This window comes from Campylobacter blaseri, from assembly GCF_013201895.1.
Lineage (GTDB): Bacteria > Campylobacterota > Campylobacteria > Campylobacterales > Campylobacteraceae > Campylobacter_B > Campylobacter_B blaseri.
This window is the reverse complement of sequence record NZ_CP053841.1, coordinates 1,663,587-1,687,027: the sequence shown is the minus strand read 5'-3', so window position 1 is coordinate 1,687,027 and position 23,441 is coordinate 1,663,587. Positions and strand designations below refer to the sequence as shown.

At 31.6% G+C, this 23,441-nt stretch carries 18 protein-coding genes; 11 read left to right on the top strand and 7 right to left on the bottom strand.

All coding sequences use genetic code 11. From position 1 onward, the window contains the following. Positions 1–15: 15 nt before the first annotated feature. Entirely contained in the window at positions 16–1,341 is a 1,326-nt protein-coding gene (gene selA / locus CBLAS_RS08290) for an L-seryl-tRNA(Sec) selenium transferase (protein ID WP_106869873.1), read from the bottom strand. A 131-nt stretch (positions 1,342–1,472) separates the two neighbouring features. On the opposite strand from selA, the gene CBLAS_RS08285 reads away from it, so the two are divergent. Then, positions 1,473–2,762 carry a DUF2130 domain-containing protein gene (locus tag CBLAS_RS08285; protein ID WP_106869875.1) on the top strand — a complete coding sequence of 430 codons (1,290 nt, stop codon included), beginning with the start codon at positions 1,473–1,475 and terminating at the stop codon, positions 2,760–2,762. A 939-nt stretch (positions 2,763–3,701) separates the two neighbouring features. Here CBLAS_RS08285 and CBLAS_RS08280 read toward each other — a convergent pair. Beyond that, complete coding sequence (locus tag CBLAS_RS08280; protein WP_206603284.1) at positions 3,702–5,552, bottom strand: aryl-sulfate sulfotransferase; 1,851 nt, start codon at positions 5,550–5,552, stop codon at positions 3,702–3,704. Between the two features lie 164 nt (positions 5,553–5,716). Beyond that, on the bottom strand, positions 5,717–6,547 hold the full coding sequence (locus tag CBLAS_RS08275) for a PfkB family carbohydrate kinase (protein WP_157940007.1): 831 nt from the start codon (positions 6,545–6,547) through the stop codon (positions 5,717–5,719). A gap of 221 nt (positions 6,548–6,768) precedes the next feature. On the opposite strand from CBLAS_RS08275, the gene CBLAS_RS08270 reads away from it, so the two are divergent. The 7 genes from CBLAS_RS08270 to CBLAS_RS08240 all read left to right on the top strand — a co-directional run bounded on the left by CBLAS_RS08270 (position 6,769) and on the right by CBLAS_RS08240 (position 15,175). Continuing rightward, complete coding sequence (locus CBLAS_RS08270; protein ID WP_106869883.1) at positions 6,769–8,454, top strand: 4Fe-4S dicluster domain-containing protein; 1,686 nt, start codon at positions 6,769–6,771, stop codon at positions 8,452–8,454. Continuing rightward, positions 8,451–9,137, top strand: a complete 687-nt coding sequence (locus CBLAS_RS08265; protein WP_106869885.1) for a molecular chaperone TorD family protein — start codon at positions 8,451–8,453, stop codon at positions 9,135–9,137. The genes CBLAS_RS08270 and CBLAS_RS08265 overlap by 4 nt, the downstream gene beginning before the upstream one ends. Positions 9,138–9,303: 166 nt before the next feature. Then, positions 9,304–9,501: a twin-arginine translocation signal domain-containing protein gene (locus tag CBLAS_RS08260; protein ID WP_106869887.1), complete on the top strand. Its 198-nt coding sequence runs from the start codon at positions 9,304–9,306 to the stop codon at positions 9,499–9,501. 9 nt (positions 9,502–9,510) lie between these two features. Continuing rightward, complete coding sequence (locus tag CBLAS_RS08255; protein WP_172658217.1) at positions 9,511–12,426, top strand: formate dehydrogenase subunit alpha; 2,916 nt, start codon at positions 9,511–9,513, stop codon at positions 12,424–12,426. A 10-nt stretch (positions 12,427–12,436) separates the two neighbouring features. Further along, positions 12,437–13,012, top strand: coding sequence for a formate dehydrogenase FDH3 subunit beta (gene fdh3B / locus CBLAS_RS08250; protein ID WP_106869893.1), 576 nt, complete (start codon positions 12,437–12,439; stop codon positions 13,010–13,012). Positions 13,013–13,100: 88 nt separating this feature from the next. Further along, positions 13,101–13,661, top strand: a complete 561-nt coding sequence (locus tag CBLAS_RS08245; protein ID WP_106869895.1) for a complement resistance protein TraT — start codon at positions 13,101–13,103, stop codon at positions 13,659–13,661. A 98-nt stretch (positions 13,662–13,759) separates the two neighbouring features. Further along, entirely contained in the window at positions 13,760–15,175 is a 1,416-nt protein-coding gene (locus CBLAS_RS08240; RefSeq protein WP_106869897.1) for an alanine/glycine:cation symporter family protein, read from the top strand. Between the two features lie 58 nt (positions 15,176–15,233). On the opposite strand, the gene CBLAS_RS08235 is transcribed toward CBLAS_RS08240, so the two are convergent. Next, positions 15,234–16,604 (bottom strand): sodium-dependent transporter, encoded by a 1,371-nt coding sequence (locus CBLAS_RS08235; protein ID WP_106869899.1) that lies wholly within the window; start codon positions 16,602–16,604, stop codon positions 15,234–15,236. A 192-nt stretch (positions 16,605–16,796) separates the two neighbouring features. Here CBLAS_RS08235 and CBLAS_RS08230 point away from each other — a divergent pair, with 192 nt between their 5' ends. Continuing rightward, positions 16,797–17,951, top strand: coding sequence for an NAD(P)/FAD-dependent oxidoreductase (locus tag CBLAS_RS08230; protein WP_106869901.1), 1,155 nt, complete (start codon positions 16,797–16,799; stop codon positions 17,949–17,951). A 24-nt stretch (positions 17,952–17,975) separates the two neighbouring features. On the opposite strand, the gene CBLAS_RS08225 is transcribed toward CBLAS_RS08230, so the two are convergent. Continuing rightward, complete coding sequence (locus CBLAS_RS08225) at positions 17,976–18,731, bottom strand: exodeoxyribonuclease III (protein WP_106869903.1); 756 nt, start codon at positions 18,729–18,731, stop codon at positions 17,976–17,978. A gap of 108 nt (positions 18,732–18,839) precedes the next feature. Here CBLAS_RS08225 and CBLAS_RS08220 point away from each other — a divergent pair, with 108 nt between their 5' ends. Next, complete coding sequence (locus CBLAS_RS08220; RefSeq protein WP_420912987.1) at positions 18,840–20,399, top strand: inorganic phosphate transporter; 1,560 nt, start codon at positions 18,840–18,842, stop codon at positions 20,397–20,399. A gap of 9 nt (positions 20,400–20,408) precedes the next feature. Here the strand turns inward: CBLAS_RS08220 and CBLAS_RS08215 are convergent, their stop codons facing one another. After that, positions 20,409–21,431 carry an AI-2E family transporter gene (locus CBLAS_RS08215; RefSeq protein ID WP_106869907.1) on the bottom strand — a complete coding sequence of 341 codons (1,023 nt, stop codon included), beginning with the start codon at positions 21,429–21,431 and terminating at the stop codon, positions 20,409–20,411. Between the two features lie 146 nt (positions 21,432–21,577). On the opposite strand from CBLAS_RS08215, the gene CBLAS_RS08210 reads away from it, so the two are divergent. Continuing rightward, positions 21,578–22,045 (top strand): molybdate transport repressor, encoded by a 468-nt coding sequence (locus CBLAS_RS08210; protein ID WP_106905673.1) that lies wholly within the window; start codon positions 21,578–21,580, stop codon positions 22,043–22,045. 43 nt (positions 22,046–22,088) lie between these two features. Here CBLAS_RS08210 and thiC read toward each other — a convergent pair whose 3' ends face one another. Continuing rightward, complete coding sequence (thiC, locus tag CBLAS_RS08205; RefSeq protein ID WP_106869911.1) at positions 22,089–23,441, bottom strand: phosphomethylpyrimidine synthase ThiC; 1,353 nt, start codon at positions 23,439–23,441, stop codon at positions 22,089–22,091.

Sequence of the window (23,441 nt, the reverse complement as noted above, 5' to 3'; positions counted from 1 at the left end):
TTTTCCTTTTTAAACTTACTCTAATATCTCTTTGCAAATTTCAATTAAATCTTTTAAATTTTCATCCATAATACTTCTAAAATCAAGTAAAAATTTCTCATTTTCTATCCTACCAATAACGCCTTTTTGCCTAAATTCAAATTCCAATTTTTGCGGGTTGCCTTTAAAGGCTAGTGCAATTGAAGGGTAGGATTTACAAGGCAAAGTTCCACCACCTACAAAGGTTTTGGTTTGGATAACTTTGCACCAAGAATCTATGTTTGATTTAACTAAATTTGCCATATCCGTTAGTTCGTCTAAGTCCTTGTTGATTTGGTTTTGTGTTTGGATTAGATGAAACTCTTTATTTATATAAGCTTTAATTGTTTCATTTAATAAGCTTAGTGTTACTTTATCAACTCTTAACATTCTTAAAAGCTGATTTTTTCTTAGCTTTGCAATAAGCTCTTTTTTGCCTAAAATTATGCCACATTGAACACTTCCAAAAAGTTTATCTCCACTAAAACTAACTAGATCAACACTGCTTTTTAAGATCTTATCAACAGGTGGTTCTTGTTTTGATAAAGAGTAGGGAAGCTCGTTTAAATACCCACTTCCTAAGTCATAATAACTTAAAGTTTCACTCTTTTTTGCTAAACTTGAAACATCTTCTATAGTTGCATTTTCACTAAACCCTTCAATACTAAAATTTGATTGATGAACCTTCATAAGCATTGCAGTTTTTTCATTTATAGCATTTTCATAGTCATTTATATTTGTTTTATTTGTTGTGCCAACTTCTTTTAGTATAGCTCCTGAGTTTGCCATAACCTCAGGCACTCTAAAACTTCCACCAATCTCTACAAGTTCCCCACGACTAACAACTACCTCTTTATCTTTTGCAAAGGTATTTAAAACTAAAAATACAGCACTTGCGTTGTTATTTGTGATTATGGCATCTTCTGAGTTAAAAAGATTTGAGCATAAAAAGCCTGTATAGTCGTATCTGTTTCCGCGTTTTCCCTCTTTTATATTGTATTCTAAATTTGAGTATGAGCATATAGTTTTATTAGCGCGAGATAAAATTTCAGGATTTATAACACTTCTTCCTAAATTTGTATGTATCACAACGCCAGTTGCGTTTATAAGGGGCTTAAGTTCTAAATTTTCATACTCTTTATACTGCTTTACAATCTCTTCTATAATCTCATCTTCATCTTTATATGTTAAATTTGAGATAGCTTTTTGTCTTTCGTTTTCTACAACTTTTTTGGCTAAACTTAAAACTATAGGGTAAGAAAACTCCTCAAATTCTTTAGCTTTTACAAGTTTGTCTATCTTTGGAAGATCAATTTTTGCCATAACTACACCTTTGTAATTTTATAGATATGATTATATCTAAGATTTAATTTTTTTATGATAAAGGGCTATTTTTGGTGTGCATATTTTAATGCAAAATATGTTAAGATTAAAAGAAAATTTAAAGGCTAATCATGGAAAAACAAGCAAGTATAAAATGCCCTAATTGTGGAGAGTTGATAGATATAAATGAGCTACTTTATCATCAGCTAGAGAGCGAATTTAGACAAAAAACATCACAAGAAAAGAAAAAATTTGAAGATGAGTTAAACAAAAAAAGAGGTGAATATAAAGAGGCATTTGCAAAACTTAAAGAGCAAGAACAAAGCGTAAAAGAGCAAAAAGAGAAATTTTTAGAAGAGCTTGAAAAAGCTACAAAACAAAGACTAAAACTTGAAAAGCAAAAGCTTAGCGAAGAGCTTAAAAAAGAGATTTTAGAAGAGCAAAGTGAGTCAATGAATCTTTTAAAAAAAGAGCTTGAAGAGAAGTCAAATCAAGTAAAAGAGCTAAACAAAAGTAAGGCTGAAATTGAAAAATTAAAGCGTGAAAAAGATGAAATGGAGTCAAAGCTAAAAGCAAATATAGAGATGGAATTTAGCAAGCAGCTAAGCGAGGAAAAAGCTAAAATTCAAAAGAGTATTGACGAACAAAATGAGCTTAAATTTAGGCAAAAAGAGGAGCAATTAGAACAGCTTAGAAAGCAACTCCTTGAGGCTCAAAGAAAAGCAGAGCAAGGCTCACAACAGCTTCAAGGTGAGGTGCAAGAGCTTGCCATTGAGGAGTATTTGAGTGCTAAATATCCATTTGATAATATTGAAGAGATTAAAAAGGGTGCAAGGGGTGGGGATTGTGTTCAAATAGTCCATACTAGAGAGTTTCAAAATTGTGGAAAAATTTACTATGAGAGTAAAAGAGCTAAGGATTTTCAAAGAGCTTGGATAGAGAAATTTAAAGCTGATATGAGAGAAAAGGGTGCAGATATTGGGGTTTTGGTAACTGAAGTGCTACCAAAAGAGCTTGATAGAATGGGGCTAATTGATGGTGTTTGGGTTTGTACTTTTGAAGAGTTTAAAGGGCTTTGTGGAGTGCTTAGAGAGGGCATTATAAGAGTATATTTGGCTAAAAAATCAGGCGAGAATAAAACAGATAAGATGAGCTTGCTTTATGGATATTTAACTAGCAATGAGTTTAAAATGCAAATTGAGGCAATAGTTGAAGGTTTTACACAAATGCAAAGCGACCTTGATAGCGAAAAAAGGGCGATGCAAAGAATTTGGAAACAAAGGGAAAAGCAGATTGAAAAAGTGCTTGAAAATACTATAGGAATGTATAGCTCCATAAAAGGCATAGCTGGAAATAGTATAGGAAGTGTTAAGGCTTTGGAATTACCGTATAGCGAAGAGGCAGAAGAGCTAGAAGAATAGTGATAAATTTAAATTTTAAATAAATTCTATCCTATACGATAAGCTACTTTAAAATATAATAATAAGAAATTTAAAGATAAAAGATAAAAATTTAAATAAAAATGTCATAGATGAAAAAAGTATAAATTATGTAAAGATTGCAGTAAATTTTTAAATGAAACTTGTGCATAGGGATTATTTACACAAAGTAGTGGCTGTTGAAAAAGATGGAAAATTTGGAATGGTTGATTATGAAAAAGAACTTATTATTCCAATTGAATAAGATAAACCAGTATAGATTTAGCAATAAAGGACTATATAGGGTTAAAAAAATGGTAAATATGGTTATCTAAATGAGAAAATAAGGTGATAATTCCATTTGAATTAGGATTATGTTGCTATACTTTATGAGGGCTTTTTAGTAGCTAAAAAAGATGGCAAAATGGAGTTTATAATGGCAAAGAAGAGCTACTTGTGCCGTGTGAGTATACTTTAATTGATAATTTTATGGATTGTTTTGATAATATAGAAGATAATTTTGCTTTTATATACCACGCTGAAAAAATTGGACTATTAAATCACGAGTGCAAATTTAGTATACCTGTAAAGTATGATTTTTTATCTTGCGTAGATGATAATTTATACTTAACAAGTTTAGTCAAAACTTTTTGCCTAATTAGCAAATATAATAAAAAATAGCACCATTTAAATACAATTCTAAAAAAGAAGTTTTAAATCTATTAAAAAGTAAAAAGTAAAGAAAAATTTATTTGACCTATTTAAGATTATATTACAAACATAAATTTCTTGTAAGTAGTTTTGAATTTTAATCTTTATCTTTTTGGACTGTCTATCTTTAAGGTAATAATATATAAGTTAAGGAAAATAATCTTAACTATATAAATGCAAGTAATAAAAATTGAATTATAGAGGCTATTTTAGCCTCTATGTTTTTTTGAATTATTTAGAAAGTGCTTTTTCTACACTAAATGGAAATGCTTGATATCCAGTTGTATCAAAAAGCTGTATTTCAACTGAAGGTTCTGTTTTACCCCATTCAAATTCTACTAAAGTAGGGCTTGGTTCAGATAAGAATGCACCAGTTGTAAAGTCAAATTGAGTTCCTGCTGTTGCAAAATATCCAAATACAGAGTCTTTATCTGGCTGATATTCTGTTATAGAAGTTACAGGGCTAAATAGAGAATTTCCTCTTTCTTTACCCCATTCCCAGATTTGTTCAACTGTCATGTTTTTCTGATCTATTTTGTAAATAACCATTCTACTATATTTCATTGATGGAAGTGCAGGTTGCTCCATTCCTCTACCATCACCATTATCAAACGCACCTAGGTAAAGAATGTCGCCTTTGCTTTTTTCATCAATTTTAAATGCAGTATGTTGTGTCCATGTAAAGTCAAATCCACCTTTTTCATTTACATACCCAGGGCATTTTTCTCCACGTTCACCACAATCTATTTTATTGCCTTTGCTGTCAACTGGTTGTAAAACTGCTTTTGCAAGATCACCTTTCCAGCCTTTTGCAGCGCCAAGTATCCATTTTACTTTTTTATCTCTACCAATTTTAATCATAGCACTTTGGTGACGAGAAGATATAATTATACTATCATCTTCAGGGTCATAATCAACACTATTAACATGCGCCCAGTTTCTACCAGGACCGCTACCTAGAATATCTCCAAATTGATCATTTGTATCAAGTGCAGCTAGTTCTTCAGCACTCATGGTTTTACCAGCCATACTAGCATCTATGTTTAGACAAACAGCACCTTGATCTAAAGATATTAAAACATCATCACGGTAAGGATCTAATATATCAAATAGTCTCCATTCATCAAGCACATTACCTTGTGGATCAACTTCAACTATAACATCTCTAACTGTTCTTACATGTTTACCATCAGCTCTTTTTAAATTCGCACTAGCAGCTCTTATAAAAAAGTTTCCATTGTCTGCATCATCAAGAGAGTGTGAAAAGTCATTGTAGTTTGCAGGTAAGCGTCTGTTGAAGCTTTTGTGTCCTAAAATATCATATTTTGCATATCTTTGTCCATAGCCAAAACTAAGTCTTCCATCTTCGTTTTGCTTAAAGCCCATCATAACACCAGCTTGGTAGATGCTTTCTAGGTCATAAATTTTATTTGGTTGCATATACCATCTAACTTCGCCAGTTGTATCAATTATAAAGTTTCTTGGATAGTAGTTCCACTCTAAAGCTCCACCCATTGGGTTATTCCAAACAACTTTTGTGCCAACACCACTTTTTTCAACTATGTTATTTAAAAAATATAGCCTATCTTTGAATTTTGGATCAAGTTTTTTTATCTCTGCTTTTGTAAATAGTGTATTTTTTTGCATATTTATACCAGCAACTTCACTATAAACAGGTGCTGTGTAAATTCTATAAGTTTCTTCTTTAGTCACTTCTTCTTTAGTTCTAGTTGAAATTCTAGTATATTTTACTTTAACTTCATTTAGATAATCAGGATATAGTCCAAAAATTGGAATACCACCATGAGTAAGAAGATTTCTTTTACTTACTGTATAAGCTATTTTTTGTCCACCTTTTTTTGGTACTATCTCTACGCTAACATCTTTTAATACATATCCGCCATTTTTAATGATAGCAGTTAGCGGAGCTATACCATATGGATTTACTACAGTTTCACCAAGTTCCCCTTGTTTGTGGTAGTTTACATTAGCACCACTTGCACCACCCATTGCAAATGAAGTAGTTGCCATACCTCCAATTAACATACTTGCAACCAATACAGATGAAAGTGTTTGTTTGATTTTCATAAATCTCTCCTTTATAAATAGATTTTAGTACTACTACTATATATAAAAAAATAATCTAACAAACAAATAACACTAATATTAATTTAATATAAATTTAATGTTTAAATATTATTTATAATTTGTTTAGCTTTAAAATTTAGGAAATTTGCTATGAATATTTACAAACTCCTATAAACATCTTGTAGGTAGTTTTGAATTCTAACCTCTATTTTTTTCTTACTAGAGGTTGGTTTATACTCTTTTTTAATAATATTTGTTAAAATTTTAGCAGCGTATGAAACAGAGGCTTTTAAATCTTTTTCTTGTAGATATTTTCCTACAAACAAAGATGTGAAAATATCTCCAGCTCCTCCAACTTCTGTTGGGATGTATTCTATCTCAACTCTAAAAATTTCATCATCTTCATAGCCATAAACATAGTATTTTTCACCTATTTTAACAGATGTGATAATAGCTGATTTTATACCTTTTTTTCTTGCTTTTTCTAACCAAGATATAATTAAATCGTGATTAATTTCACTATCATTTGGGTATTTTTCATTAAGTATAAAGGCAAATTCTGTAAGATTTGGCAAAATGATATCAGCCTTTAATGCAACAAGTTGAGATGCCCTTACTAATTCCATAGATAGCCCATTATATAGTTTGCCATGATCACCCATTATAGGGTCGCTTATAATTAAAGGTTTTTTGCTTTGATAGTTTATAATTTCTTTTATAATTTCAACCTGTTTAGGGTTCATAAGTATGCCAGTTACTATGGTATCAAACTCTAAATTTAACTCTTTCCAAACATTTAAACTATCTTGCATAAAATTAGTTAAATCAGCTATTGAGGCATTTCCATAATCAAAATTATTAGAAACAACAGCAGTTGGAAGAAATGATATGTTGGCTTTCATTGTGCTTAAAATAGGACTCATTGCAGAAAGTGCGACTTTACCAACTCCAACAAAGTCAGAAACTAATAAAATTTTATTATCATTCATAAATATTGCCTTTAATTTTTGAAAACATTTTATAATCATTGTGCTTTAAAATTTCTTACCATAGCTATTTTAATTAAGATAGCACTATATTAAAAAGGCTATAAATACCTTATATGTTTAAAATAAATTTCAAAAATTAAATAAAAAACATAAAAAATTTATTAAAGTCTCATTAAGAGAAAAAAGACTAAAATAGTTTAAATTTGATAATAGGATAAAATATGAAAGAATTTGTTTTTTTGAAAGATTATGATGTTGATGCTGTGCTTTCAGATGACATTGATGTGATAACAAGCATAGAAGAAGAGAGAGCTTTAGTAAGCAACTCAAGTAAACAAAATACTGAAGTTTACGCTCCAGAGATAAATTTTTACCTAAAACATAGTAAAGATAATATCTTAGACAAGGCAAAAAATGTAAGCATTTTATATGAAGCAAGAGCCCACTGTTTTGACCAAGCAAGAGATATTGACTACCAAAAAGAGATTGGTAGAAATGTTATTTTAATAAGCGATAATAATAAAGACGAATTAATAAAGGATTTAAAAGAAGCAGAGTATAAAGTAATACACTTAAATCACAATGAAGTTAAGTTTCTATATGGAGAGATAGGAGATCTTTTCGTAACTATTTTAAGAGAAAACGATGAGATAGAAGTTGAGGCTGATTTTGTGCTAGTTGATGGCATTAAAGACTATATGTTAAGACAAAGTGGAACTTTAGATATAACTCACTTTTTAAATGATGAGGTTATTGAGTATCTAAACCAAAGAAGCCCAATCCACAAATACAAAAGTGCTATCACTTACGACTCAACTATCTGCCAATACCACGAAAGAAGAACAGAGCATTGTAGTAAATGTGTGGATGTTTGTCCAACAGTTGCTATTTTAAAGGACGACGAGGTTAAAAGACATCTTGTATTTTCGCATATAGATTGTATTGAGTGTGGTGGATGTATTAGTGTTTGTCCAAGTGGGGCACTTGATTATGCAAAAATGCCAAGAAATGCATTTTATGAAATAGCAAAAATGTATGAAGACAAAAAAATAGTAATCACACCAAGGATAATGGATATAGAAAATTGTGATGTAGAACTTCCTGAAGGTGTTTTACCTTTTGCTATTGAGGGTGAGAAATTTTTAAGTGAAACCCATTTTATGACACTTTTACAAAGCAGTGGAGCAAATGTAATTTATTATAGTGATATAATGGCACCAGGTGTAAAAGAGTCAATTAGTTTAGTAAATCAAATTATGCAGGCTAAATTTGGAGTTGATGGAGTATTGGTTGCAGAAGATGAGATAGAGCTTAGAAGAGCTTTACAAAATAGCAAATTCATAGTTGGATTAAAATATGAAATGAGTGAATATGCAACACCAAAAAGGGAAATTTTTGCAAAAAGAGTTGCACACATTGTTGGAAATGATGATTTAGGAGTTGCTAAAAGTGGCGATTGGGTAAGATATGGAAAAGTTGAGATATTTGAAAATAACTGCACTTTATGTTTAAGTTGTGTAGGTGCTTGTAATGTTGGCGCTTTAGTGGCCGATAAAACCAATAATTCAATTAAATTTAATGCTTCAATCTGTACAACCTGCGGATATTGTGAAGCAAGTTGTGCTGAAAAAGATGCTATTAAACTAACTCGTGGAGAGATGAGATTAGAGCCAACCTATTTTGAACATCAAGAGCTTGTAAAAGATACTCTTTTTGCCTGTATTGAGTGTGGAAAAGAGTTTGCAACCTCAAAAGCTGTTACAAAAATAGCAACTATGATGACTCCGTTTTTTGAAGGCGATCCACATAAGATGAAAACTCTTTATTGCTGTGCTGATTGCAAAGCTAAAATTATGGTTCAAAAACAACTTGAAGAGACAAGAAAATTTAAAGAGGAGTTAAAATGAAAGATAATATAGCCATTGCAAGAAGCTATTACTATGAATTTTTTGCTATCCCATTTTTCTTTAATGAAAATGACAGTAAATTTAAATTATGGAAAGAGCAGCTAAGATACTTAAAACAGTCCCCTATAGAAGAAAAAAATATAAAAGATTTTGAAATTTTAGAAAAGTTCAGCTTTGAAGAGTTTAAGGCTGAGCAAAATCTACTATTTTTTGATTACTCTTTTGCGAATGTTCCTTTAACTGCATCTTTTTATGATGAGGGGCGAGATGACGGGTTTGCAAAGGAGTTAGTTTTAAAAATACTTAGAAAAAGCAAATATAGAAAAAATGAATCTTGTAAAGATGGAGAAGATTTCATAGGATTTATATTTTATGCCATGTCTTCATTGTTAAAAGATAAAGACGACAAAGAGAATAATCTAAGTAGCGAACTTTTCAAAAGTGTTATAAATGACTTTGTTGACGAGATGTCAAAATTTATGAAAGAAAATAAAGGCTCAAATTTTTTCACCCATTTTAGCAACTTAATAGACACTTTTTTTGCTTTTGAAAGAGCGGTTCTTGGGGCTGTAAAGCCTGTTAAGGATAAAAGTGCGGCAAAAGAATCTATCAAAAAGCAACCATATCTCACAAATATAACAATAGCAAAAGACAAATATGATTGGAGTGATTTAGACTTATAATATTTTTAATTATATAAACATTTTTTAGAATTCATATTTTTTTAATTATAAATATGCTAAATTTGCATATAGTTGAAATGTCCTATATATAGTGAATTAGGACATTTCTTGTCTTAAATATGTAAAAATAGCATATTTAAATAAATATTTTAAAAAAGGAGTAGCTATGAAACAAAAACGTAGGGATTTTCTTAAAAAATCCCTAAAAATCGGTGCTGTAACAGGTGCTGCTGCAACTCTTGCTATGGCAAGTGATAAAGTAGAGCCTGGTAGTAGTGGGGTAGTTAGCGGAAAAGCTGTAAAAAAAGAGATTCTTTACTATAAAAGTAGAGATTGGGAAAAGTATTATAATGTGGCTTGGTAGGAGAATATAATGAGTCAAAGTTCAATAGGAAGAAGGTCCTTTCTAAAGCTTGCAGCACTAGGAGCTGGTGCAACTGCAGCATTTGGAAACAATGAGACTTTAAGGGATGCAACACCCGAAGAGATTAAAAATCCATTTCCTAACTCTGTAACAAAGAAAACAATTTGTTCAATTTGTTCAGCAGGATGTGGAATTTTAGCAGAAGTTGATGAAAAATCAAATACATGGCTAAGACAAGATATGGCAGTAGATCATCCAATATCTCAAGGAAGTCACTGCTGTAAAGGTATTGATCAAATTGATTTAACAAAATCAAAAATGAGACTTAAATACCCATTAAAAAAAGTAAATGGAAAATGGGAGAGAATTAGCTGGGAAACTGCAGTTAATGAAATTGGCGATAAAATGATGCAAATTAGAAAAGAAGATGGTCCTGATAGTGTTGAATTTTTAGGATCGGCTAAATTTTCAAATGAACAATCATACTATTTTAGAAAATTTGCAGCTTTTTGGGGAAGTAATAACATAGATCACGTTGCAAGAATTTGACATAGCGCAACAGTCGCCGGTGTGGCGAATACATGGGGTTATGGCGCTATGACAAATCACTTTGGTGATATGGAAGCTAACTCAAAAGTTATTCTTTTTATAGGTGCTAATTCAGCGGTTGCAAACCCAGTTGGCGGTATGAAACATGCTTTAAGAGCAAGAGATAGAAACAATGCCAAAATAGTTGTTGTTGATCCAGTTTTTACAAGAACAGCTGCTAAGGCTGATATGTTTATTAGAATTCGTCCTGGAACTGATATAGCGTTTGTTTATGGAATGCTTCATCTTATTTTCAAAAATGGCTGGGAAGATAAAGAGGTTATTAAAAATCAATCTTATGGAATTGATGAGATAAGACAAGAGGCAAAACATTGGACACCAGAAGAGGTTGCTAATGTAACAGGCTGTAAAGAAGAAGAGCTTATAAGCTTTACTCGTCTTTTTGCTACTACAAAACCAGCAACTCTATGTTGGGCTTTAGGTATCACTCAGCACTCAGTAGGTAGTTCAAATACAAGAATTCTCTCAATCCTTCAATTAGTTTTAGGAAATATGGGTAAACCAGGTGGCGGATGTAATATTATCCGCGGTCATGATAATGTTCAAGGTTCAACTGATATGGGTAACCTTGCAGATACATTACCAATGTATTATGGACTAGCTGATAGCGCATGGAAACATTATTGTAAAGGCTGGGGTGTTGATTTTGATGAATTTGTGAAAAGATTTGCTGTTTCAACAAAGGAAAAAAGAGATAAAGTTGGTGAAAAAGTAAAAGGCACAAATTTTAATGAATATTTTTACCATGATCCAAAAAATCCAGAAGATAGAAATTGGAGAAATGAAAAGGGATATTCTCTTGCTAAGTGGTGGCAAGGTGTTTTAAAAGAGGAAAACACATTTTCAAGTGGAAATCTAAGAGTTCTTTGGGTTCAAGGAACAGGTATTACATCTATGGCACATACAACCAAGATACAAGAGGCTGTTGATAAGTTAGATATGCTTGTAGTTGCAGAACCTTTTTTAAATGAAGTTGCAATTTTAAGCGATAGAAAAGATGGAATTTATGTTTTACCTGTATGTACTCAATTTGAAAGCGAGGGCTATGTAACTGCAACTAACCGTTCAGCTCAGTGGAGGACTCAAGTTATAAAACCAATTTATGAAAGTAAAGAAGACCAAGAGGTAATGTTTTTATTTGCTAAGAAATTTGGGTTTTATGATGAGCTTGTAAAGGGTATGATGCTTGATGTTGTTGATGGCGAAATAAAACAAGTTAAAAACGAATTTGTTTGGCCTGATGATGCAACTGATGAGATAGCAAGAGTTGGTCAATCAATTGGGAATGTAGGTAGGACTGCAAAAAGATTAAAACGTCACCAAGAAAACTGGCATAACTTTGATCCTGTAACTTTAATGGGAAGAGGTCCTGTTGAAAGTGAATATTACGGTCTTCCTTGGCCTTGTTGGGATAAAGAGCATCCAGGTAGTCCAATTTTGTATGATATAACAATTCCTTACGAAAAAGGTGGCATGGGCTTTAGAAATAGATTTGGGTTAGAACATAACGGAGTTAGTCAATTAGCTGATGAGAGTGTAACTTTGGCTGGAGCAAAAATTAAAGGTGGCTATCCACAAATTACTAAAGACAATATAGAAAAAGTTTTAGGTATTACTTTAACAGAAGAAGAAAAGACAAAAATAGGATCTAGTTGGAGTATGGATTATAGCGGAACTATTCTAAAAAAATGTAGAGAATTTGGAATAACACCATATGGAAATGCAAGAGCTAGAGCTATTGTTTGGGAATTTCCTGATCCAATACCAAAACATAGAGAACCGCTTCACTCTCCAAGATGGGATTTAGTTGAAAAATATCCAACTTACGATGATCAAGAGAGAAATTTCCGTGTAGCTTCTAAATTTATTAGTGAGCAAACTGAAAAAGATTGGTCAAAAGAGTTTCCAACGGTTATGAGTTCACTTAGACTTGTAAATTTAAGTGGTGCTGGTATGATTGAGCGAACAAGTAAATATCTTGCTTCAATTACTCCTGAAATGTTTGCACATGTAAATCCAAAACTTGCTGCAAATTATGGCATAGAAGATGGAGCTATGATGTGGATACATGCACCTCAAGGAACCAAAATAAAAGTTAAATGTATATATTCTGAGTCAGTTACTCCTGATAGAATTTGTTTGCCTTACAACTTTGCTGGTGTTATGCAAGGGGTTGATTTAAGCAGTAGATATCCTGAGGGAACTAAACCTTATACTATAGGTGAAAGCTCAAACACTGTAACAAACTATGGATTTGATATTATTACTCAAATTTCAGAATATAATGCTGGTCTTTGCAGACTAGAAAGAGCGTAAGGAGTATAAAATGGCAAGAATGAAATTTTTTGTAGATGAAAGTAGATGTATAGCTTGTTATGCTTGTCAAGTAGCTTGCTCTTCTGCTCATGAGGTTCCAGTTGGCATAAATAGAAGAAAAGTTATAATACTAAATGAAGGGGTTGTTGGTAAAGAGACAGCTATGACTATGGCTTGTCAGCACTGCACTGATGCACCTTGTGCACAAGTTTGCCCTGTTAAGTGCTTTTACATTAGAGAAGATGGGGTAGTGCTTCATAATAAGCACACTTGTATAGGCTGTGGCTATTGCTTATACGCTTGTCCATTTGGAGCACCACAATTCCCAAGAGATGGTGCTTTTGGTATAAAGGGCGAGATGGATAAATGCACCATGTGTGCTGGTGGTCCTGAAGAGACTAACTCAGGCGATGAAAGAGAGCTTTATGGACAAAATAGAATCTCAGAAGGCAAAGTTCCTATGTGTGCAGCAGTTTGTTCTACAAACGCACTTTTGGTAGGAGATGCAACCGAGGTTGCTAATATGTATAGAAAAAGAGTTATGACTAAAAACTCAATAGCAAGAGAAGGGGATTACTCTTTTTAATAAATTAGCCCTAGAAGAAATTTTTTCTAGGGCAATAAATTTATCTAAATTAAGATAAAATACTTCTAGTTATAACTAGGAGGAAAATATGAAAAAACAGATTCTTATGCTATCTTTACTTTTTATTTTTACAGGATGTGCACAAACAAGATTTAATGACAGTGTGGTTAGACAAAGTGAACCAATCTTTGTGGATACAAAGCCTAAAAACAGTAAAGCATATATTAGATTTATAAATTCAAGCAACTTCGAAAGTAATTTAATGGATATTTTAAATCATAAATTAATCCAAAATGGTTATGAAGTAGTACATAGTAAAAAAAATGCTAGTTTGCTAATAGATTTAAATTTGAACTATTTTAGAAGAAATAGAGTAGTAGACACTAGGCCAACAATAGGATTTGGCATTGGCAGAGGAAGTGGATCGTGGGGGTATGGATTTGGAATGGAGAGTTCAAATAATGACTATTTTTATGATGCACAACTCTCTTTAAAAATCTCTATAGATGATGGTAAAAAAGAACAAAACTACATGACAAATTTAGATTATCAAAATACTAAAGGCTATAACTCTATAAAAATACTTCAAGATGATTTTGATGAGAGAATTTCAAATCAAATTTTAAGATACTTAAAAGATTATCAATAAGTTTTAATTTTTTTTATATTAAAAAATTAATAATAAATTTTTATCTATATAGATAAAACCATAGGCTATAATGAATTTAAACCATTAGAAGGAGATTTATGATTGAGATTATAAAAGAGATAACAAATGTAGCAAATACCTATGTTTGGGCTATTTTAGTCTATATTTTAATAGGGGTTGGAATATATTTTACGATCAAGACTAAATTTGTTCAAATTAGACTATTTAAACAAAGTTTTATAAGAATGGCTGCTGGAAAAAGAAAAGCAACTGATGCTATTAGCCCTTTTCAAGCCTTTGTTGTTGGGCTTGCTAGTAGAGTTGGCACAGGAAATGTTGCAGGAGTTGCAATAGCAATTGCAATAGGAGGTCCTGGAGCTGTTTTTTGGATGTGGATAACTGCACTTATTGGAATGAGCACAGCTTTTATAGAATCAACCTTAGGACAACTTTATAAAGTTAAAAACCCTGATGGTAGTTTTAGAGGAGGACCAGCTTACTATATAACTGATGGTCTTGGTCAAAAATGGCTTGGTGTTATTTTTGCTTTAAGTTTGGTTTTTTGTTTCGGGCTTACATTTGAAGCTGTTCAGGCAAATACAATAGTTGCAGCAACGCATGAAGCATGGGATTGGAGCCCAAAAATGGTTGCGATAGGGCTTGTTATAATAACAGCACCAATTATATTTGGTGGGATAAAAAGAGTTGCTAGATTTTCAGAAGGTATCGTTCCTATAATGGCGCTTATATATCTTTTGGTTACAATTTATGTAATTATTACAAACTATGATAAAATTCCTACCATTTTTGGTATGATATTTTCAGATGCATTTAACTTTAAATCAGCAGGCGGGGGGCTTTTTGGAGTTTTAACCATAGCTATGTTAAATGGTATTAAAAGAGGGCTTTTTTCAAACGAAGCTGGTATGGGTTCAGCTCCAAATGCAGCTGCAGCAAGCGATGCATTTCACCCTGCAAATCAAGGATTAATTCAAATGCTTGGAGTTTTTGTTGATACTATTGTGGTTTGCTCTTGTACTGCATTTTTAATCTTAATAAGTGGAGTTTTTGTTGTTGGTGGAGAAATTACAGGAGTTGCACTAACACAGCAAGCATTAGATAGTACTATTGGAAGCTATGGCGGAGATTTTTTAGCTATTTTACTTATATTATTTTGCTACTCTTCAGTAATTGGTAACTATGCTTATGCAGAAAGCAATGTTCAATTTATCAAAAACGATAAAAATATTTTATTTGCATTTAGAGTGCTAGTTTTAGTTATGGTATATTTTGGCTCAATCCAAGGTCAAACTCTTATTTGGGATATGGCAGATGCTTCAATGGGCGTAATGGCTTTAATAAATTTAGTTGCTATCGTTGCATTGTCTCCTATGGCATTTTTGCTTTTAAGAGATTATGAAAAGCAAGTTAAAGCGGGTAAAAACCCAGAATTTGATATAAACGAATATCCTGAGCTTAAGAAAAAAATCACAAATGGAATTTGGGAAAAATAAAGTTATTTAGAAAGAACTAAAAGTTCTTTCTAAATATATAAATTTTTATTTTCAACTCTTAAATAGTAGTAAGGCCTGCTATAAAAACAACAAGTATTATCACAGGCAAAACATATTTTATATAGTTATACCATATTTTAATTAAAGGCGATTTTAATTTATTAGCATTACTTATCTCATATATTGCGTCTTCTTTTAAAATCCAACCAACATAAACACAACACATAAAAGCAGTTGAAGTAAAAAATATATTTGCACTAATAAAATCAAAAGCATCAAATATATTTCTTCCTAAAACCAAAATATCTTGCCAAGGACCATAAGCTAAAACCGACGGAATATTTCCAAATATAAAAATTACTAAAAGCGTTATTGTTGTAGCTTTTGTAGTATTCATATTAAGTTTTTCTTCCAAAACGCCTATTATGACTTGATATATTGTAATTGAAGTTGTAAGAGCTGCTATCATTAAAATTATAAAAAATACAACAGCTAAAATACCACCAAATGGTATATATGAAAATGCAATTGGTAAAGTTTTAAAAACTAAGCTTGGACCAGCTGCAGGTTCAAGCCCAGCTGTAAAAATTGCAGGAAATATCATAAAGCCAGCCATAACAGCAATAATAGTGTTTATTACTCCTGTAAAAGTTGCTGTTTGTATTAAATTTTCATCTTTTGAAAGGTGACTTGAAAGGGTTATCATAACTCCAAAACCCAAAGATAATGCAAAAAATACTTGACCTAAAACATCTATGAAAAGTTTAGCATTAATTTTACTAAAATCAACACCAAGATAGAAGCTAATTCCATCTTTTGCTCCGTCTAAATTTAAATTTGCAATAATTACAGTTATAAAGCATAAAAACAAAAACGGCATTAAAAATTTTACAAATTTCTCAATTCCATTTATAATACCCTTTTTTAAAATATACCAGTTTACTGCGACAAATAAAAATGTATAAAAACCTACCATAAGGGGATTGTGTTCAATATTTTTATAGTAAAATGCCTCTGTATATTCTTTTGTTATAGGAGCAGATAAAATAAATTTGTGCATAATTATATTTGAGATGTAAGTCATAACCCATCCGCCTAAAACCATATAATATGCTAAAATTCCAAATGCACCAATTAGCCCCATATATCCAACAAATCTCCAAAATTTACTAATTTTACTACCATCTCTTTTATCTACTATGAAAGCATCAACACTATTTTTCATAGCACGTCTACCTATAACATTTTGCACAAGCATCATAGGAATACCTAAAATTATCATGGCTATACAAAACAAAAGAACATAGGCGCCACCACCATTTTCACCTACCAAATATGGAAATCTCCAAGTACATCCAAAGCCTATCGTGGCTCCTGCAACTGTAAGCACATAGGTAAGCTTGTTGCTCCATGTCTCTCGTTTGTTCATTTTTATTCCTTTTTAACTAAATTATAAATTATCAATAAGCATTAATTTAATAATTTTTTATAGTATCTAAAATTCTTAGATTATTTTCTTAAAACAGAGGATAAATTTAAAATTTAAATAAGCCATTTATATTATTTATAATAATTTTTTATGTTATAATTAAGTCTCTTGCAATATATTAAGGATGATGGAATGAAAAAAATTATAGTTGTTGGGGCTGGGTATGCAGGGCTTTCTTTTATAAAAGGATTGACTGAAAATATATTTAGCAAAGCAGAAGTTACTTTAATCAATAACAATTCATACCACTATCATGCTGCGCAGCTTCACAAAATAGCATCAGGAGAGGCTGATAAAAGTGTTATTTATGATATAGAAAAAATTATAGATAAAAGAGTTAAATTTGTAGTTGATGATGTTACTAAGATTGGTAAAGACTACATACTTGCAAAAAATGGAAAATATGAATTTGATTATTTGGTTTTATCGTTAGGATATGAAAAGGAGATGTTTGGTATTGAAGGTATGGACGATGCTTTTGATTTGGGAAATTATGAAAAATCATTAGCTATAAAAGATGAAATTTACAATAAAATAAATGAACTTAAAAATTCTAAAATAGATGAGTTAAATATTGTAGTTTGCGGTGGAGGTCTTAGCGGTGTTGAACTTGCAGGATCGCTTGCAACAGAACTTAAAGAAAAAGAGGGTAAAAATAATTTTGAATTTAATAGAGTCAATATAATTATAATTGAGGCTCTACCTAATATTTTGCCAATGTATGATAAAGACGTGGTGCAAAAAGCTACTCAAATTTTAGAAAATTTAGGCGTAAAAATAATGACAAATTCTAAGATAATTAAAAAAGATGATGATGGAATTGAGATAGAGAATTTTGGAAGTTTAAAAGGCGATATAGTTATTTGGACAGCAGGAGTTAAGGGAAATAGCTTAATAGACAATAGTTGTTTTAAAAGCTATAGAGGAAGAGTTGAGGTTAATGAGTATTTAAAGCCAAAATCTTGCATAGAAGAGATCTTTATAATAGGAGACATAGCAGCTTTTAAAGATAAAAAAACTGGTAAATTTTACAATCCTACAGCTCAAATTGCTTGTCAAATGGGCACTCATCTTGCAAAGATTATAAATGCTGAATTAGGTTTGGCTAAAGTACCAAAATTTAGCTATAAAAACAAAGGTTCAGTTTGTTCAATAGGTAAAAATTATGCAGTGGGAAATATTTTTGGTAAAAATATATATGGCAAATTTGCAGTTATTATGAAAGAGATTATAGAGAAAAAATGGAATTTTGCATTAGAGGGCTTTAAGGGTCTTTTAAGGGGCTAAGTTGAGCTTTAACCCCATATTTATCTATATATCTATTTCAATCCCAACAGGACAATGATCGCTTCCAAAAACATCATTTAATATAAAAGCATCTTTTAATTTATCTTTTAAGCTATCAGATATAAAAAAGTAATCAATCCTCCAGCCAGCGTTGTTTGCTCTAGCATTAAACCTATATGTCCACCATGAGTATTTAGCTTCTTTTGGATAAAGATATCTAAAAGTATCTATAAAACCATTTTCTAAGAGCCTGTCTATCCACGCTCTTTCTATATCTAAAAAGCCACTTCTTTTTGAATTTGCTTGTGGATTTTTTAGATCTATTTCATTGTGTGCTGTGTTTACATCGCCACAAATTATGATATCAAAACCATCTTTTTGTAAGCCATCTGCATAGTTTAAAAACTTATCATAAAATTTCATCTTATAATTAAGTCTTTCTTCATCCTTTTGTCCGTTTGGAAAGTATATGTTAAACAAAACAATATTTTTAAATCTATGTTCTAAAACCCTTCCCTCATCATCTTCAAAAAACATGGAATTTGTGGTAATTGTGTCAAAGTTTGCTAAGCTCATAACCCCTGAATATCCAGGGCGAGCAGCTGAGTTTAAGGTTACCTCGTCAAAACCAAGATTATAAATTTCATTTGGAATTTGATCTTCTGTAGCCTTAACTTCTTGCAATCCTAAAAAATCAGGTTTATAATCTTTTAGCCAATCAAAACCATCTTTATTGACAACAGCTCTAATACCATTTACATTCCACGAAAAAAGTTTCAAATTTCATCCTTTTTTATTTTATTATATTTAAAATTAATAAATTCGCAAACTAGATAATAAGTTTATTTTTGATATAATGCGCGATATATATAAGGGAGTTTTATGAAGATATCTAAAATGAGTCTGTTTTTTGGAGTTTTGTTAGCTTTTATTTCCGTATATTTTGTTTTTTGGGGATTTGGCTATGTGGAGAGTTCAAGTAAATTTATATTTTTAATTGCAGCTGTTTTTGGTATTTTTATGGCCTTTAATATAGGCGGCAACGATGTTGCAAACTCATTTGGAACCAGTGTTGGCTCAGGAACTTTAACTCTTACGCAAGCACTTATGGTTGCAGCTATTTTTGAAGTTAGTGGTGCAGTTTTAGCTGGTGGAGAGGTAACATCAACTATAAAAAGTGGAATTGTTAATCTTTCTAGCTTACACGGCGTTAGCTCTATGGATTTTGTATATATTATGATGAGTGCTTTGATGGCTGCTTCTGTGTGGCTTTTAATAGCGACAAAACAAGGATGGCCAGTTTCTACAACTCATGCCATAGTGGGGGCTATTGTTGGATCAAGTTTAACTTTGGGATTTATTTTAGAAAGCCCAGATGTTACAGCTTTGTCTTTGGTTAAATGGAGCCAGATTGCAAAAATAGCCTTTTCATGGATATTGTCACCTCTTCTGGGTGGGCTTGTTTCATTTTTTGTATACAAAAATATTAAAAAGTATATTTTAAATTATAATACTATAGCAGAGCATAAAATATCAAAAATTAAAAAAGCAAAAAAGAAATTTAAAAAAGAGTATAAAGAGAGATTTGACAAACTAAGCGATATGGAAAAAGTTGAAAAAACAGAGGCTATGAATAGAGATATTTATACTATGAAGGATATCAACTATGACCCAGAAGATCTAGACTCTGAGTATTTTAAAAAAATGCATGAATTAGATAAGAAAAAAGAGGATTTAAAAAGCCACCATGCTCTTGAAAAAGGAATTCCAGCCATTGCAGCTATAGGTGTTGCTGTAATTTCAAGTATGCTTATATTTAAAGGTCTTAAAAATGTTGATTCAGGACTTAGTAGTTTAAATAAATATCTTATAATAGCTATGATTAGCGCTCTTACTTGGATGGCAATGTTTATATTTGCAAAAACTTTAAGAAGGTCTGATCTTTCAAAATCAACATTTTTAATGTTTTCTTGGCTTCAAGTATTTACCGCTGCTGGTTTTGCCTTTTCTCATGGCTCAAATGACATTGCAAATGCGGTTGGTCCTTTTGCGGCAATTATAGATGCACTTTCTACTGGGCAAATCAACGCTAAAGCCAATGTTCCTCCTATAATAATGATAACTTTTGCAATTGCTTTAATTTCAGGACTTTGGTTCATAGGTAAAGAGGTTATTTCTACTGTAGGAACAAAACTTACTAAAATGCACCCAGCATCTGGATTTAGTGCTGAGCTCTCAGCTGCAAGTGTTGTTATGATAGCTTCTATTTTAGGGCTTCCAGTTTCTTCAACTCATATTTTAATAGGTGCAGTTTTAGGAATAGGTGTTGTAAATGCACAGACAAACTGGAAGCTAATGAAGCCAATAATGCTAGCTTGGGTTATAACCTTACCAGCTGCCGCAACTCTTAGCTCCATAGGATTTTTAATATTTAGAGCAGTTTTATAGAACTTTTTGCTAATCTACTTTGTTGCTTAATAGTACAGATATAAATTTAGTTTTTGGATTTATATTTAGTGCTATTTGCAAGCTCATAGTTATTGGAACAGCTAAAAAAAGACCACCAATCCCAAAAACATATCCCCAAAGAAGCAAGCTTAATAAAACAATTATAGTTGAAATTCCAAGTCCATCTCCTAAGAATTTTGGCTCTATTATACTTCCTATCACCATATTTGCTGTAAGGTATATGCCAAGCACCCAAAATGCATCAGCCAAATCCCCGCTAATAAGAGTAACAAATATTGCAGGTATAGCAGCAACTATGGATCCTATAGTTGGTATATAGTTTAGGAAAAATGCTAAGATTCCCCAAAGTTTTGCATAAGGAATTCCTAAATACCAAAGAGATGTTCCTATAAAAAGTCCGGTAGTGGCAGAGGCTATTGTTTTAATTAATAAGTATCTTTTTAAATTATATACAAAACCATCTACAAAAACATTTGCTGCTGGATTTTGTTGGTTCATATAGGCCACCTTATCTTTTAAAATACGTGTTTCAAAAAGCATAAAAGCAACCATTAAAAACAGAAAAAATGAAGTTGATATAATAGAACCCGTTTTTTTGACAAAAGAACTAGTTGTAGAAAAAATACTATTTGGATCTAATCCAAATTTCTCTAAGTTTGCAAATTTAGAATCTATGGTTATTATGTCATAAGAATTTATTTTCTCTATCCAGTCATCCATTAAAACACTAAATTTTCTTTGAAACTCGGGAAGCTGTGCCATAAAATCATACATAGTGCCAAAGGTTATATTTCCCAAAATTGTTAAAAGCCAGAAGAATCCAATTGAAACAAGTAGAAAGGATATCGAGCGTGGAATTTTTATCTTTTCTAACATATCCATAAGGGGCGATACTATTATAGCTATAAAAACCGCTAATAAAAATGGAACAACAATCCCACTAGCTGCCTTTAATCCAGCAAGTATAATTACAATTGCCGCAAGAGATATGAGAATTTTTTGACTTTTCAATTTCAACCTTTTTTTGCTAAATTATATCTAAAATTTTAAATTTAAGAGTTAATTTTATATAATTTAAAGCCATATTTTAGCTAAATTTTATGGTTTTAAAGCTTGGTGTGCTAAAATTAGCTAGTAATATGGTTTTAAGGAAAAATATGATTATTAAAGAAGATAAAAAATCTCTTATAGCAACCCTATTTGCTATAATTTTATTGTTTATAGCCTCGCTTGCTGGGTATTTTTACTATGATGTAAAGGGAGCTGCTATTTTTTCTATGGCAGTTAGTTTTGTTTGTATATATTTTTGTCTAAATAAGGCACTTAAGGAAAGTTATATTAATATTCAAGATGATGGATTTTTGATTAAAAAAGGTAAAAAAGAGATCAAAATTTATTTTAAATATATTAGCAGTATTGATACTAAAATTGTAGATACTAAAAAAAATAGCAAAATAATAGTTATTAAATTTAGGAAAAGAAAAATAGATATGGAGCTTGTTGAAGGCTTATTGCAAAGACTAGGAGATGATGAGGCTACTATTTTAACTAAATATGAAAAGCCAACTGATGAAATTTATAATATTTTAAAAAGCAGTTTGCATACTTTTAAGAATAACTCCTAATATAGTAGCTTGAAATGGTTTTTATGCCATTTCAAAACTAAATTTACTTTTCCTCTTTTGGAAATTTTTCACACTCAACTTTTGCTATCTCTTTACTGATTTTATAAGCACAAAATTTAGGTCCACACATAGAGCAAAACTCAGCTTTTTTAAATGACTCTTGAGGCAAGCTTTCATCGTGATATTCTCTTGCCCTTTCTTCATCAAAGCTAAGCTCAAATTGTTTGTTCCAATCAAAGTTCCACCTAGCATCACTCATAGCATGGTCTTTTTCAATTGCACCCTTTCTTTTTAGTGCAACATCAGCAATATGAGCAGCAATTTTATGAGCTACTATACCCTCTCTAACATCTTTTGCATTTGGTAAACCTAAGTGCTCTTTTGGAGTAACATAGCAAAGCATACTAGCTCCATGATACGCAGCCATTGCTCCGCCAATTGCACTAGTTATATGGTCATACCCAGCACCAATATCAGTTGGCAAAGGTCCAAGTACATAAAAAGGGGCGTCATTGCATAACTCTTGTTCTAGTTTCATATTATATTCTATATCGTTAAAAGGAACATGTCCAGGGCCTTCTATCATAACTTGAACATTTTTTTCATAAGCTCTTTTAGCAAGCTCTCCTAAAACTTTAAGCTCGCTAGTTTGAGCCTTATCTGTTGCATCATAAAGGCAACCTGGTCTTAAACTATCTCCTAAAGATAGAGCCACATCATATTTTGCACAAATTTCAAGAATATCATCAAAAGCAGTGTAAAAAGGGTTTTCTTTGTGATAATGCATCATCCAAGTTCCCATTAAACTACCACCACGACTAACTATACCCATTTTCCTTTTTGAGACAAGGGGCATAAACTCTAGCTTAAAACCAGCATGTATTGTAAAGTAACTAACTCCTTGAATGGCCTGTTTTTCTAAAACACCTAGCATGGTTTCAATGGTTAAGTTTTCAATTTTACCAACATCGTGGATAATTTGATACATTGGAACTGTTCCAATTGGAATAGTTGAGTGGTTTATCAAAGTTTTTCTTATGCTGTCTAAATCTCCTCCAGTTGAGAGATCCATCACAGTATCTGCTCCATATTTTATTGAAATTTGAAGCTTATCAATCTCCTCCTCAACCCCACTACTTACACTTGATGAGCCTATATTTGAGTTTATTTTGCATTTTAATGCTCGTCCAATTCCCATAGGAGTTAAATTTGTATGATTAATGTTTGCAGGGATTATAAGCCTTCCTTTTGCAACCTCATTTCGTATAAGTTCTGGCTCTAAACCCTCTACTTTTGCTACATACTCCATCTCTTCGGTTATTACTCCATTTTTTGCATAATATAGCTGAGTTGGAGTTTTGTCATTTTTTCTTTTTTCGCACCACTGTTTTCTCAC